This is a genomic window from Sphingobacterium nematocida, from assembly GCF_900168125.1.
In the GTDB taxonomy this organism is placed as follows: Bacteria; Bacteroidota; Bacteroidia; order Sphingobacteriales; family Sphingobacteriaceae; genus Sphingobacterium; species Sphingobacterium nematocida.
This window is the reverse complement of the sequence record NZ_FUZF01000006.1, coordinates 97481-112462: the sequence shown is the minus strand read 5'-3', so window position 1 is coordinate 112462 and position 14982 is coordinate 97481. Positions and strand designations below refer to the sequence as shown.

15 protein-coding genes are annotated in these 14982 nt (G+C 41.1%); 12 read left to right on the top strand and 3 right to left on the bottom strand.

All coding sequences use genetic code 11. The annotated features are described in order from the left end of the window. From B5X76_RS09020 to B5X76_RS08970, 11 genes are all read left to right on the top strand, one after another. The gene (locus B5X76_RS09020) at positions 1-1257 is read left to right on the top strand and encodes a nitrous oxide reductase family maturation protein NosD (RefSeq protein ID WP_079642783.1); all 1257 of its coding nucleotides are present in this window, start codon (positions 1-3) and stop codon (positions 1255-1257) included. After that, the gene (locus B5X76_RS09015; RefSeq protein ID WP_033562637.1) at positions 1254-1979 is read left to right on the top strand and encodes an ABC transporter ATP-binding protein; all 726 of its coding nucleotides are present in this window, start codon (positions 1254-1256) and stop codon (positions 1977-1979) included. The genes B5X76_RS09020 and B5X76_RS09015 overlap by 4 nt, the downstream gene beginning before the upstream one ends. Beyond that, positions 1972-2739 (top strand): ABC transporter permease, encoded by a 768-nt coding sequence (locus B5X76_RS09010; RefSeq protein WP_079642782.1) that lies wholly within the window; start codon positions 1972-1974, stop codon positions 2737-2739. The genes B5X76_RS09015 and B5X76_RS09010 overlap by 8 nt, the downstream gene beginning before the upstream one ends. Before the next feature lie 158 nt (positions 2740-2897). Then, entirely contained in the window at positions 2898-3824 is a 927-nt protein-coding gene (gene ric / locus B5X76_RS09005; RefSeq protein ID WP_033562639.1) for an iron-sulfur cluster repair di-iron protein, read from the top strand. Between the two features lie 12 nt (positions 3825-3836). Next, positions 3837-4676 (top strand): DUF2249 domain-containing protein, encoded by an 840-nt coding sequence (locus B5X76_RS09000; RefSeq protein ID WP_079642781.1) that lies wholly within the window; start codon positions 3837-3839, stop codon positions 4674-4676. A gap of 10 nt (positions 4677-4686) precedes the next feature. Beyond that, positions 4687-5964 carry a hypothetical protein gene (locus B5X76_RS08995; protein WP_139375251.1) on the top strand — a complete coding sequence of 426 codons (1278 nt, stop codon included), beginning with the start codon at positions 4687-4689 and terminating at the stop codon, positions 5962-5964. Beyond that, positions 5949-6281, top strand: a complete 333-nt coding sequence (locus B5X76_RS08990) for a metal-sulfur cluster assembly factor (RefSeq protein WP_033562641.1) — start codon at positions 5949-5951, stop codon at positions 6279-6281. Before B5X76_RS08995 ends, B5X76_RS08990 begins: the two co-directional genes overlap by 16 nt. Positions 6282-6407: 126 nt before the next feature. Then, the gene (locus B5X76_RS08985) at positions 6408-8513 is read left to right on the top strand and encodes a ribonucleoside triphosphate reductase (RefSeq protein ID WP_079642779.1); all 2106 of its coding nucleotides are present in this window, start codon (positions 6408-6410) and stop codon (positions 8511-8513) included. Then, positions 8510-8695, top strand: a complete 186-nt coding sequence (nrdD, locus tag B5X76_RS22355; protein ID WP_033562643.1) for an anaerobic ribonucleoside-triphosphate reductase — start codon at positions 8510-8512, stop codon at positions 8693-8695. The genes B5X76_RS08985 and nrdD overlap by 4 nt, the downstream gene beginning before the upstream one ends. Then, positions 8676-9350, top strand: coding sequence for an anaerobic ribonucleoside-triphosphate reductase activating protein (locus B5X76_RS08975; protein WP_079642778.1), 675 nt, complete (start codon positions 8676-8678; stop codon positions 9348-9350). The genes nrdD and B5X76_RS08975 overlap by 20 nt, the downstream gene beginning before the upstream one ends. A 28-nt stretch (positions 9351-9378) precedes the next feature. Further along, positions 9379-9924: a plastocyanin/azurin family copper-binding protein gene (locus tag B5X76_RS08970; RefSeq protein WP_079642777.1), complete on the top strand. Its 546-nt coding sequence runs from the start codon at positions 9379-9381 to the stop codon at positions 9922-9924. A gap of 15 nt (positions 9925-9939) precedes the next feature. Here B5X76_RS08970 and B5X76_RS08965 read toward each other — a convergent pair whose 3' ends face one another. Beyond that, complete coding sequence (locus B5X76_RS08965) at positions 9940-11196, bottom strand: hypothetical protein (RefSeq protein WP_079642776.1); 1257 nt, start codon at positions 11194-11196, stop codon at positions 9940-9942. 150 nt (positions 11197-11346) lie between these two features. On the opposite strand from B5X76_RS08965, the gene B5X76_RS08960 reads away from it, so the two are divergent. Next, positions 11347-12129, top strand: a complete 783-nt coding sequence (locus tag B5X76_RS08960) for an alpha/beta fold hydrolase (protein WP_079642775.1) — start codon at positions 11347-11349, stop codon at positions 12127-12129. Positions 12130-12190: 61 nt separating this feature from the next. On the opposite strand, the gene B5X76_RS08955 is transcribed toward B5X76_RS08960, so the two are convergent. Together B5X76_RS08955 and B5X76_RS08950 are read right to left on the bottom strand one after the other, a co-directional pair. Continuing rightward, a complete protein-coding gene (locus tag B5X76_RS08955; RefSeq protein WP_079642774.1) occupies positions 12191-13057 on the bottom strand; it encodes a hypothetical protein in 867 nt (288 codons plus the stop codon). Positions 13058-13103: 46 nt separating this feature from the next. Beyond that, a complete protein-coding gene (locus B5X76_RS08950) occupies positions 13104-14966 on the bottom strand; it encodes a SusD/RagB family nutrient-binding outer membrane lipoprotein (RefSeq protein WP_079642773.1) in 1863 nt (620 codons plus the stop codon). Positions 14967-14982 lie beyond the last annotated feature (16 nt).

Genomic DNA, 14982 nt, shown 5'->3' with positions numbered 1-14982 from the left:
ATGAAGAATTTCTATCTGTTGAAACGGGTATTGTTTTTATTCATCTGCCTGCTGGCTTGTGGCGCCTTAAGCGCCACAACCATCAAGGTGGGCAATAATCAATCTGTAAAAACAATAAAACAAGCGGTATTAATAGCACGAAGTGGAGATACCATTCTTGTAGAAAAGGGGATTTATAAAGAAGGAAATATCACGATCGACAAACCGCTAACCTTATTAGGCAATGATTTACCCACTATTGATGGTGAAAAAAAACACGAACCCATCTCCATAAAATCCCCTTCTGTGACCATCAAGGGTTTTTATATCAAATCGTCGGGACAATCCTCCTTAACGGATATCGCAGGTATCAAAGTATACAACACAGCACATATCACTATCAGCGATAACAAACTGGAAGATAACTTTTTCGGAATATACTTTCAGGCTTCCAAGCATTGTAAAGCAGAGAACAATACTATTGTCGCGTTTGGTACCACCGAACAACTCAGTGGAAATGGGATACATGCGTGGAAGAGTGATAGCTTATCCATCAACAACAACAGCATAATGGGGCATCGTGACGGGGTATATCTCGAATTTGTAACCCATACACATGTAGAGAACAATCGCTCAAAAAACAACATCCGCTATGGCCTTCATTTTATGTTTTCACATGACAATGCCTACCTTCATAACGAATTTACCCACAACGGTGCAGGTGTAGCTGTCATGTACACCAAACGTGTTCGTATGGAACACAATATCTTTAATGAAAATTGGGGCGACTCTGCCTATGGACTTCTTCTCAAAGACATCACTGACAGCGAAATAAAAAACAACAGATTTATCAAAAACACCACCGCTATCTTCATGGAAGGTAGCAATCGTATCCATATTGAAAACAATCAGATCGAAGGCAACGGCTGGGCACTAAAGATACAGGCGAGCTGCGAAGACAATATGCTGACCAATAATAATTTTATCAACAATACTTTTGACGTAGCCACCAACAACCTGATTCTGACACAAAATACTTTTATAAAAAATTACTGGGACAAGTATGAAGGGTATGATCTGAATAAAGATGGCCTGGGAGATGTGCCGTACCGCCCTATAAGCCTTTTCTCTGTTATTGTGGAACAATACCCAATGACGATGTTGCTGTTTCGTAGTTTTATCTCTAAACTACTGGATCGAACGGAACGGGTTATGCCCAGTCTTACCCCGGAAAACCTAAAGGATGACAATCCTTATATGAAACCCATTGCTGTATGATAAAGATTGAAAATATATCCAAACAATTTGGTAAGATAAAAGTACTTCAGGAAATAACGCTTCATCTTGAAAGTGGACAGTGTATTGCATTGATCGGACCCAATGGGTGCGGAAAAACGACTTTGATCAAATCTATACTGGGCATGGTCGTCCCTTCCTCAGGTAATATTTTTGTGCAAGACAAAAATATTGCTAATGCCTGGGAATATCGCAAAAGCATTGGATACATGCCGCAGATCGGTCGATATCCAGATAATATGACTATCGGACAGGTGCTCGATATGATGAAAGACATCCGTGGCGATCAGTATCAGGATTTAGACACAGAGCTACACGATTCTTTCCAAATGGACAGTCTTCTAAATAAAAGAATGGGTACACTTTCGGGAGGTACGCGACAAAAAGTAAGCGCCTGCATTGCCTTTATGTTCAAACCTCAAATTTTGATACTGGATGAGCCCACAGCGGGTCTAGACCCTGTCTCCACCGAGATTCTTAAAGAAAAAATACAAAAGGAAATAGCAAACAATAAGCTCATTATCATCACCTCTCATATCCTTAGTGATCTGGACGAATTGGTCTCCGAGATTGTATATATGGAGGAGGGGCAGCTTCGCTTTCATAAAGATATCCACGCCTTGAAAGCGGAAACCGGAACAGATAAGTTAGGCAAGGCCATCGCACAAGTTATGTTATCCTCAAAAGCCTCCATCTATGCGTAAAATAATAAAATATGTCATTAGTGACATTCTTCGTAGTCGTACTATCATCGCTTACACCATACTACTGTTAGCCTTGTCTTTCAGCATCCTAGCGATGGAGAACAATGCTGAAAAAGGCATCGTCAGTCTACTGAATGTCGTGCTTTTTGTAGTCCCTCTGGTCAGTATTATCTTTGCTACCGTATATCTATATAATAGTGCTGAGTTTATAGAACTACTTGTCAGTCAACCCTTGAAAAGAACAAAAATATGGAGCAGTATTTTTTTTGGTTTATCTGGGGCCGTTACTTTAGCCTTTTTGATCGGAGTAGGTATACCGATTATTCTGTTTGCCTGGATCCCTTCCGGAATACTGTTACTTATCTGCGGCGCTGCACTTTCTCCGATCTTTGTGTCTATTGCTTTATGGACTTCTGTGCAGATCCGTGACAAAGCAAAAGGAATTGGAGTGGCTATTTTACTTTGGTTATATTTTGCCTTGCTATTTGATGCCTTAGTCCTCTTTATCATGTTTCAGTTTTCGGAATACCCCATCGAGAATGGTATGGTTGCCCTGACTATGTTTAACCCAATAGATATCACTAGGATCATCATCTTATTACAAGTAGATCTTTCGGCCATGATGGGATATACGGGTGCTATCTTTCATGATTTTTTTGGGACGGGTGGCGGCATGCTATTGACATCCATGATCCTAGTTCTATGGATAGCAGTACCACTTTTCTTATCCGTTAGAAAATTCAGAAGAAAAGATCTATAAAAATCTGTATACCAAAGACTGACATCATTTTGACATTTTTAAATACAGTTATGAGTCGAGTCATAAAATGCTTCCTCCACGCACGGTAAATTTGTAGTATACCGAACAAGGAAAATCGGAATATTGCAAAAACACCGTATTTATTTTAATAAAATACCATGATAAAGACAGCAACACTGGATGTGACACAGATCGAACCAAGACTTAAACATCCCACTATTTTTGAACATTTTGACAGCCTAGTTCAAGGAGAAGGCTTTGAGATTCTAAATGACCATGATCCAAAACCACTTTATTATCAGCTGCTGGGCGAACGAGGCAATATATTCACCTGGGAGTATGTAGAGAATGGCCCTGAATGGTGGCGCGTACGGATCCACAAACCGGCTGAACAAGGACATCAGAAAACTACAGTAGGAGAAATTGCAGCCAAGGACATTAAAAAAGCTGAAGTATTCAAAAAATTAGGGATAGACTTTTGTTGTGGTGGCAAGAAGACACTGAAACAAGCAGCCCAGTCTATTGGTATGGATGAAGCACAATTGCAACAGGAATTGGAAAATGCGAAATCCAGCAGCTCTGCAGGTACACAACATGATTTTGGCGCTTGGGATATCGGCTTTTTAGCCGATTATATAACCAATGTACACCATCGTTATATTCGAGAACAAGGCCCCATCATCGAACAGCTCGCTGACAAAGTATCCATGCGACATGGATCGGAACATCATGAGCTCTATGCTCTGGCAACAGGTATGCATGCCTTTATGCAAGATCTTTATCAGCATATTCAACAAGAAGAACAAAAACTTTTCCCGATCGTAAAACAGTTAGATACCATAAGTGTCTCGGACAAAAATCAATTGCAAGATGTTATTCGCTATATGGAACATGAACACGAACATGCCGGTGATGAGTTGCGTCAGTTTAGATCGCTCACTAAAGACTACAAGCTCCCCGAAAACGCCTGTAATTCATACACCTACCTATTTGAGAAAATACAGGAGTTTGAAAATGATCTCTTCCAGCACATCCACCTGGAAAATAACATCCTATTTCCGAAAGTTATAGCTATGGAAAAATAATCGCTAAGAGATATGTTATTAATCAATCAACACACGAAGATATCGGCTGTCATTAAATCAAATCCCGCAAGCATAGAAGCGATAGCTTCTATAGCTTCTGTATTCAATAAGCTCAGAAATCCTATCTTGAGACGTCTGATGGCACCACGTGTCACGATAGCAGAAGCCGCATCCATTGGGGGCTGTACGATAGCTGACTTCGAGCGTGTGTTGATTCCGCTTGGCTTTGTATTTGAACATAATACGTTCCATACGGACCAAAGCACCGCATCCACAATAGCTCCGGATTGGCTGATCAACCTTCCGTCTACCGCTATAGACCTATTTGATGTACGGAACCTTATCGAGCAAGGCGATGATCCCTTAAAACAGATTATGCAACGCTTTCAATCCCTACCGGTAGGAGCTGCGCTCTGTATTGTAAACAGTTTTATCCCTTACCCTTTACTACAGGTATTAGAAAAAAAAGGAGCTCGACATCATATTGATTCAAAATCGCCAGATCTGCACTATACTTGGTTTTTTAAAGGTAATCCTACTACACCATCCCCAAATAGCCACAACAATGATCACATGACCATGCTGGATATCCCTTCGTTCGAAGCCGCATTATCAAGCTATCCTTCATCACAAATCACTTCAGTGGATGTTCGCGAATTACCAATGCCGATGCCGATGGAGTCGATTCTCCAGAGCTTGTCTGCATTAGACCCTCATCATGTCTTGCTGGTATATCACAAGCGTGTACCGTTGCATTTGATGGAAGAACTGGAAGATAGTGATTTCGAAATCAGATTATGCGAGTATGGGAAAGAGGACATTCGACTGCTCATTAATCATGCCTCGTGTTAAACAATCCGAAATGGCAGATCTATTTGTTCAGCAGGCTCCAAAATCTCTAGCAGTACTACCGTTTTATGTAGCTGCCGCTGTATTCTTTCTAGGATGGACTATCCTTCTATTCATTTCTTCTGCAGAACTCACTGGCCACCATTTCAATCCGCATATCTTAGCCATTGTCCATGCCATTGTATTAGGTTGGGGTACCATGATTATCTTTGGTGCTGTCTATCAACTGCTTCCTGTACTGTGCGAACACGATCTGTACAGCTGTAAGCTAGCGTTCATTTCATTTGTCACACTACTTATAGGCACTATTATACTGGTATATTGTTTCTGGAAGTTTCAGATCGGGACACTCCTCATCATTGCTGGTAGTATCGTTGTCTTATCGGCTTTTTGTTACCTCTACAATGTTTGTGCAACAATAATAGGATCGACCAAAACCACGCGTTATCAATACTTTATGATCAGTTCGGCTATCTGGCTGTTACTGACCACCACAGCAGGCTTACTGTTAGCGATCAATCTGAGTCATAATTTTATCCCAAGAGATCATATCGATCTTCTCAAACTACATGCACACGCTGGTATCGTAGGCTGGTTTTTACAGCTCATCTGTGGGGTAGGAGCCAAGCTGATCCCCATGTTTCTTTTGGGAAAGACCAAGAAAGATTACCTATTACATACAGCGCTGGCACTTCAAAACACCGGACTTGTGTTATTTATAGTGCATGCCTATTTCAAACAGATTGATGCAATAGCCTTACTATATATAATACTCATTATTGTTGGCACTCTCTTGTGGGGCAGGTATATCTGGGAAGCCATAAAAAGCCGTATTCGTAAAAAAACGGATCTGTTGATGAAGCAAGCAATCTATTCGCTCTGCATCAAACTATTGGCCGTAACAGCGCTGGGTATCACTTTTATGTCTAGCCATACCAAATGGGTCAGTCTATACGGCACACTCGTGTTCTTGGGCTGGATAACAGGTATCATTATCAGTAAGACGTTTAAAACCCTGCCTTTCATTGTCTGGAACAACCATTACAAAGATGTGCATGGCAATGCGCGAATACCGCTACCCAAAAACCTATATAGTGAAAAGCTTGTCAAACTTCAAACCTATTTATTTGCAATAGCCTTAGTGTTGCTATGCATTGCACTTATATTCAATCAGGTATGGCTATTGCGATTGGCCACAGCATTATGGGTCGCATTAGCATCATTATACTGCTTTAATGTAGGAAAAATTGTATTTCACCAATCAAAAGTAAAACCATGGAGATCGCCTTAAATAGTCCTTTTGCTCAACAGCAAATAAAAGCACAGACTGCATTAATGCAGGTTATCGACCCTGAATTGGGGATTAATATTATTGATCTAGGTTTGGTATATGCTATCGATTTTTCACAGGCTGCAACTATAGTCGTGGTCATGACTTTCTCTACTCCACACTGCCCACTGGGTGATGCCATTAAACAAGGCGTGACTCACGTACTAGGCATCGCCTTTCCAGACCATCTTATCGATATTCAGATTGTTTGGGAACCCGAGTGGAACGCTGATATGATTACGGATGAAGGCAAAACCGCACTGGGAATAAACAACTGACAGACAACAACCTAAACCTAAATCGCAATAATATCTCTATTTATGTTTGAGGTCATAAAATAGCAAATGTATCGTTCATAAATTTGTTTTACATCACGACAAATAGCGTACACAGAAGCAAAAAATATGGAAAGATATGTTATAAAAAGAAATGGAAAATTTGAGCCTTTTGAGATTTTCAAAATCAAAGATGCTATAGATAAGGGTTTCCAAAGCACACAACATCCAATTGACGAGCGGGTTCTGGAAAAAGTATCCAAAGAGCTAGAACAACAAACCACTTGGGCTGTAGAAGATATCCAAAATAGTATAGAGCGTAGCTTTTATGAGTTGGGGTACTTTGAAAGCATGAAATCCTTTATGCTGTATCGGCACACCCGTAAACTGCAACGCGAACATATTAACAAGCTCGTTGACGACACCACGTATATCAATAGCACACAGACAGTTGAAGAATACATTAATCAGACGGATTGGCGAATAAATGCCAATGCCAACACCTCCTTTTCCAATGCTGGTCTGGTAAATAATGCTGCAGGAAAGATTATTGCCAACTATTGGTTAGACAAGGTTTACACGAAAGAGGAAGGCTACGCACACCGCAACGCTGATATTCACATCCATGACCTAGACTGCCTCACCGGCTATTGTGCCGGATGGAGCCTTAGAGTACTATTGGATGAAGGGTTTAATGGGATACGGGGACGTGTTGAAAGCCGCCCTCCCGCCCACTTCAGGGAGGCACTAGGCCAAATGGCCAACTTCTTGGGCATACTACAGAGCGAGTGGGCCGGAGCACAAGCTTTCAGCTCTTTTGACACCTACCTTGCACCTTATGTATTCAAGGATCAACTTACGTATACAGATGTACTCAAAGCTATCCGTAGTTTTGTGTACAACCTTAATGTACCCGCTCGCTGGGGACAATCCCCCTTTACCAACATCACCTTAGACTGGAGCGTGCCAGATGACCTCAAAAACCAAAACCCTACCCGTAGTCAGCAACATCTCTTTGCCTATACGGACAATCCCTTATTGCTTGAGCGTGCACAGCAAAGAGGCGTCGACAAGCTAGAGGATCTCTGTTATCGCCATTTTCAGGTGGAGATGGATATGATCAACAAAGCTTATTATACCGTGATGACCGAGGGCGACGCACAAGGACAACCGTTTACATTTCCTATTCCTACGGTCAATATCACGGAAGATTTTGACTGGCATACCGAAAATGCAAGGCTTCTTTTTGAGAACACGGCCAAGATAGGTTCGTCCTATTTCCAGAATTTTATAGGCAGCCAATACATCTTGGACGAAAGGGGTAATAAAGTTGAAAACCCGGAAGCCTACAAACCTAATGCTGTACGCAGCATGTGCTGCCGCCTACAATTAGATCTTCGTGAATTGCTCAAACGAGGAAACGGATTATTTGGTAGTGCCGAAATGACGGGGAGTATTGGTGTGGTCACCATAAACATGGCTCGACTCGGTTTTCTTTTTAGGTCCAGCAAAGAGCATCTCTACAAGCAACTGGATCATTGGTTAGAGCTTGCTAAATCTACCCTCGAAAAGAAAAGAATTTTTATTCAGGAACGCTATGATAGCGGTCTATACCCCTATACCAAGAGATACCTACCGCACTTCCGTAACCATTTTTCGACCATTGGTGTCAACGGGATGAATGAAATGATCCGCAACTTCACGTGGAATCAGGAAGATATTTCGACTCCCTGGGGTATCGATTTTGCTACAGAAATTCTCGATCACATCCGTGGACGGTTACGCGAATTCCAAGAAGCAACTGGAAACCTATACAATCTTGAGGCAACACCCGCTGAGGGAACTACTTACCGGTTTGCGAAAGAAGATCAAAAGAGATTCCCGAGCATACTGCAAGCGGGATCGGGCGACAACATCTACTACACCAATAGCTCACAACTACCTGTAGACTACTCTGATGACCCTTTTGAAGCCTTACTACTGCAAGATAAACTGCAATGTAAATATACCGGAGGAACTGTCTTACACCTTTACATGAGTGAACGAATCAGTACACCCGAGGCCTGTATGTCTTTTGTCCAAACGGTACTGTCCAATTTTAAGTTACCTTATATCACGGTGACTCCAGTTTTTAGTATCTGTCCTGTTCACGGGTATCTTGCCGGAGAGCATGAATACTGCCCACATTGTGACGAATTACTTATAGCCAAGCACCATCAAATTTTATCCATATGACAACAAATATCCAAGAACAAGCTTCGGTATTGCAGCAATACCAGGAGCTACGCAGCAAATGTCTAGTTTATACCCGCGTCATGGGGTATCATCGCCCCGTAGAGAGTTTTAACATTGGTAAAAAGGGTGAGCACAAGCAACGTACTCATTTCAACTACAGGCATGTCAAAACCGATATTTAGTATTACCCCCTTTACACTGTTGGATTATCCGGCACATACTGCTTGCATCATCTGGTTTGCAGGCTGCAATATGCGCTGCCTGTACTGTTATAATCCTACTATCGTATGCGGAAAAGGTAAGCTAACCCTCAGCGAAGCCATGGAATTTTTGCATTCACGTCGACATCTACTACAAGCAGTGGTATTCAGTGGTGGGGAATGTACTTTACACCCTTCTATCATCCGACTTGCAAAAGAGGCTAAGCAAATGGGATATCTCATCAAGATTGATACTAACGGTACTCGCCCGGACCGGATCCGCCGGCTGCTTCAGGATAATTTGGTAGACTATATAGCGCTAGACTTTAAAGCTACGCAGCAACAACATAGGCATATCACGCAATCTGAAACCTGGGACAGCTTTATTAACAGCTTTACACTCATCCAAGAGGCTCATATCCCTTTCGAGGTACGAACTACATGGCACAGTGAATTGCTCTCTACTGATGATCTACAAGAAATGGTATCCTTTCTTGATCAACGAAACTATAAGGGCAATTACTTTATACAGCGGTACGTCAATGGTGTACCTACGCTAGGCAACCTTCCTTATAGCCATCAATATTTGGACACCGAAAATCTATCCTGTAATGAGGTACAGGTAATATTACGTTAAACAATTTAATTTTATAGTAACAACTCGTATGAACAAATTATTCAAACCAGTTCTTTTAGCTAGTGTAGTATTGCTAGCTGCTGCCTGTGGTGGTAACAATACCGAAAAAGGCACAAATCAAGATCACAGTGCACATGATCATTCGACGATGAGTGAGACCCCTGCAACCTCGAGTACGCCATCGGAGGCTACAACCGTAAACAATGGAGCTATTGAAATTGAAAGCAATGATCAAATGCAATTCAACAAAAGCGAAATCAAGGTTAAAGCTGGAGAAAAAACAACCATTACGCTCAAACATGTCGGGAAAATGGCAAAAGAAGTTATGGGACACAACATCGTAATCCTTAAACCCGGGACAGATATTCCGGCATTTGGCTTAGAGGCCAACAAATCAAAAGATACAGAGTATATTCCGGCTTCTCTAGCTTCATCCGTGATCGCTCATAGCGCTGTTATTGGTGGTGGCGAACAAACCTCTTTTGACGTAACCCTCGAAGCCGGTCGTTATGACTTTATATGTTCTTTTCCAGGCCATCTAGCAGTTATGAAAGGTGTCATTATCGCCGAATAACGTCGATGTCATAAGCTACATACAGCCTTCTCTAAAATCATTTTGGAGATAGGCTGTACTTTTCAACAACATACCAACCAGACCGCCCCATATCACTGTGGCAGCAAAGAGCAAATACATATGCGCATAAGGTAGTCCTTCTCCTACCAATGCAAAAAAAGCCTGAACTCCTAAGAAAACTTCATTCAGTACAACTCCCAAAATAAAGATCGTGTAAAAAGATGCTACTTGTCTATCAAATTTCAACAAAGACTCCTGATATTGAAAACTAAGGATAAAAACAGAGACTATCAACAGGAGTACTAAGTGCAGATATCCTATGATCACGGGACGAAAGCCGTAAACAAAATGGCTTAATGAAGGTATGACAGAGAGGGTTTGTAAAATAACTTTTAACAGCACTGCCCAACAAACAAACCATAGGATGGTCTTGATATACTTTGGGATTGTTATTCGGGATTTCAGATTAGTCTGGAAAAGGCTGATCATCCAATATACCCATATCGCACATTGACTCACCGTCAATAAAACCAATAGGGCGTACAGCAGTGTCCCCATATCCCACCAAAGTACAGAAAGTAGGTATAAGGGAATAGTCACTATGCACAGTACTTTATACAGTAAATCTGTTGCCTTCAAATTTATGCTGTATCGTCTAAGGACATGACAGGCCAGTCCTAATAACGCAAAAAAGAACCAACCATTATATTGAAAATGTAGATAAAAATAAATTGCAGCCAATTGCTTTTTTACGTCGACTTGATGTGTGGACATCATATAAGCTAAGTAAAAGGTACCAACAGAAGATAGAACTAGAAAAACGAGCGCTACTCGAAACCAACGTGCAATTTTCTGATCTAATTGCTGTACTTTCAAATCCTTCCATAAGGCTACAGCAAAACAATAGGACACAAAAATACTTAATGTAGAAAATACAATTGAAACAGTCCCATAGCCTTGATAGATAAAACTACATAACATTCCAAAAGAACAAAAGAAATTTGCGAGAAGTATGTTCCTTTGATGCTTAGGTAACTGATCTTTACCGCTAAGCCGATAGGTCACTACGACCAAACAAAGCATCAGCGCATGAGTGACCCACCCCGTAAAAGCAAAATGCGAATGAGCATGTTGCAAATGCTTCAGATTAATAAAGGGCATTGGAAGAAGAAATTTCAGTCGCATGAGAACTCCCAGAGTTGCAACCAATAATAGATTAAAAATCCCTATTTGTGTCCAAACCTTTACACTTAACCATTTATTCCGTACCATATAGGACAAACTTACTTCCTTACCAACAAAAGTTTTATGACTATACGCATAACCTATTAACACAAAAATACCTAAGCTATTTTAAAACTCACACCGATAAAAAGAAATCATTATCTTTATAATACCATGAATAAATCTTAATCATCGAAAATGAATACATCGACAAATGGAGATTATGCCGATATCAATGGCATTCGTATGTATTATGAGTTATATGGCCCATCTGCAGGTATACCCCTAGTACTATTACATGGCGGGGGCTCGACTATCCAGACTACATTTGGTCGTATTATCCCTTTTTTAAGTTCACGTAGAAGTCTCATAGCTGTCGAACTACAGGCCCACGGTCGCACTTCCGATCGAGAGGGACCGATTTCGTTCGAACAGGACGCAGATGATGTTGCCGCTCTACTACAATATCTAAATATATCTAAAGCTGACTTTTTTGGTTTTAGCAATGGTGCTAACACAGCTCTACAGATGGCTATCCGACATCCACAACTGTGCAATAAGATAATTGCAGGATCTCCCCTATTAAAACGCAACGGTACATTTCCTCAATTCTGGGAATTCATTAATAATGGAACCTTCGAACAGATGCCACAGGCTTATAAAGATGCATTTTTAGCAGTAACACCAGATCCGAAAAAGCTGATGAACCTGTACGAAAAATGTGGAGAACGAATCCGTAACCTCAAAGACATTCCCGATGAACAGTTAAGCGCTATAGCCTGTCCCGCGCTTCTTATAAATGGAGACCGAGATGTCGCTACCGCTGACCATATTATGGCCATGTCCAAGATTATTCCGGATTGTAGAATAGCCATTATACCGGGCGGTCATGGCGAATATATTGGAGAGGTAACTACACTCCAAACTGGCGATCAAAAAGATGTTTTCATCGTTTCTCTATTGGAGAAATTTTTAAGTTAAATTGAGACACAAAAAAGGAGGCACAATGCTGTACCTCCTACTTATCTTTAAAAAACTTAATCTACATTACGGTTACTTGTTTCACAGACGACACAGGTGTAGCCGCTCTATATCCTGCCAATGTATGCATGTATATCCGACCGATACTTGCATTCCACCAATCCGCATAATCAACCGTATTTCCAGCACTATTCCGTACCTTTAAGCTACCTTGATCTGAACCATCTGCGCCAATCAAGCGAATACGGTAGTCAATACGGGCTGTACCTGAAGAGATCTCTACCGTTTTATTCACCGTTATAGGTTGCCAGCCTGTCGCCTCACCAAAGGCTACCGGCTTACCCACATTTGCCCAGTCACTTTTCTGCCCTGTAACATTGTCAACTATGTATTGAAACTGATATTGTAGCTTCAAGGTTGTTGGAATACCGGCTGTCTCGTAAAGAAAATTAGAAAACTTTACCCAGGCCGTTGTGCCTGTAAATTCAGTAGTCACCGAAGGATAAGGAGCCTCATGTTTAATTAACACAGGCGGCTTGGTAAAATCATGTACAAATACGTTATACTTCCCAGCAGGCAAATCAAAACTCTGATCGTAAGCCAGCGTTAGGTTATTCGCTGCTCCTCTATGTAATTTTAAATTGACCGTACCGGGTTTGGTTGCAAAAAAGCGACTCACAGCCCCACTCGGTATAAAATTGTAAACCGCTAATGGAGTCGTCTCATTGGTTAACAATTCACCATTCAATTCAACTTTGTTAATATTATTTGCTGCTCCTGTTGTCACGGGCGCCATGTAAAATAGCTGAAATTGTGCTGTAGTCTGGTCTTCGACCAAATCAGCATTATACTCCACAACATTTTTTTCACATCCTGTCCCTAAGAGTACAAGGGCCAAGATTATCAATAATTTATTAAGATTTATCATCACATAATAATTTTAAATGCAACATCTATTTCCTTACCTATCTTTTTTACTTTGGCATATCTCCAGGATATGCAAACCATGGAATCGATGTGTGGTAGTTATCTGCTGTTCCAGCAATAGGTTTAAGTCCTTCTAATGCTGGAAGATTCCACATATATTCCGAATTGTAGCGTGGCCTCAATCGATAACTTGGAGAACCTTCATTTTTAACATTATAGCGTCCCTTTCTACCGTCCACTTGAGCTGGAGCTAAATACAATCCCTTGTACACTTTAGAAGTATTGGTATCCCACTTCTGCTCCAATTGTGCTTGTATCCAACCATTACCACCGCTAGGATATTCACCTGTATAATCAATATCGTAATGGTATTTGCGCATATCTACCCACGCTTCTGCTGCTCCCCAAGGGTAAAGTGCTACCCATTTTTGCATCATGATATGAGATAATGTTAATTCGGATAATCCCCCTACAAAAGGACCATTGACGTATTGGCTACCCAAAGTATTGAATAGTTCTTTTGTAATCTTATCCCCACCTGTTGCGCTTCCCTCTTTGCCAGGATATATATAACGGGCGGTGGTTTTCACATCGCCATCAACACCTTTTTTGAATGCCTCGAAAGCCTCTGAGGTACGTCCAACCTTCCAAAGAGCTTCGGCGAGGCAAAACTGTATCTCAGCATAAGTGGTCAGGATGTACGGTGCATCATCTCGATAAATCCACCGACCAATGCCATCATGGATAGCCCCACTCGTTACAGAAGCTATATTTCGTCCATAGAACGAAGGTGCTTGATCCACGGGTCCTGCCTTAGCTGTAAACGTCCCCCCATAATATTTATAAGCCTTTATATTATCCGCATTATTAATATTATTATAATTTGGGTTACTGGTTGTCCCCAGCTTGACTACCACTCGGGGATCAAAGTGACCTGGCAACTGTAATAAAGTGTCTGAAACAATCTGCCTGTCGGCTAGTTTAAAGGGGTAGTAAGGATTGTTGGTTTCCCGTACTTTCTCGCCCGTAGCTTCATTGTAATAAGGTACTGTACCCGTAAAAACCTGAACAGCATAATCATGTTGAAAATAATCGTATGTAAGATTGGGTCTAGCTGTTCCCCAAAAGTTATTATAACCGGAATACGGAGCTTGTTGTGATCCACCAGCTATTTTCAATGTGGCATCATCATCTGGACTTTGGAAAGACTTTGCTGCTGCATCGATCAACTCTTGGGCGTACTTATCCTTAAAATCATGTTTGTTGCTTAAAGATGCTAGATTCCGGACAATTACAGCATTTGCGAATTTTATCCATTTTGCCTTATCTCCCGAATAGATATAATCATTAGCACTTATTTTAGTTCCGTAAACATGATTATCCTCTCTTTCCAACAATTCAATAGCTGTCCGCGCCCAGGCTCTTACTTGTTCATAAATAGCATCCTGATAATCGTAGTTGTGCGCCAATAACCCAGGAACAAATGCATCTTTCATAGGCATTTCGCCATGAATTTTTGTTGTAGCATCCCAACTAAAAGCTTTGATTGCATAACCTATACCTGCTAGTGTCCAATCTTCTGCCTCCATAGATTGATTTATCAGATTTTCCAGATTCATTCCTTGGTTCCAATATGTCACCCGCCACATCTCGCCACCTGCATCACTTCCTAAGGAGTAATAATGTTCTGCAAAGGATGTATAGGCAGTTGTCCCCATCATTTGGGTCATCGGAGCAATAGCGCGTAGATCCCAATAAATCCCCTGAAATTGTTGCGTAATATTTGCCAGATACAAATGCGCATCGACATAATCCGGCGCATCAATATTCTTATTGACATCTAAATATTTTTTACAGCTACCCACGACAAATAAAAAGGGTATGAGCATATATACTAATTTCTTTTTCATGTTTTCCTAATTTAGT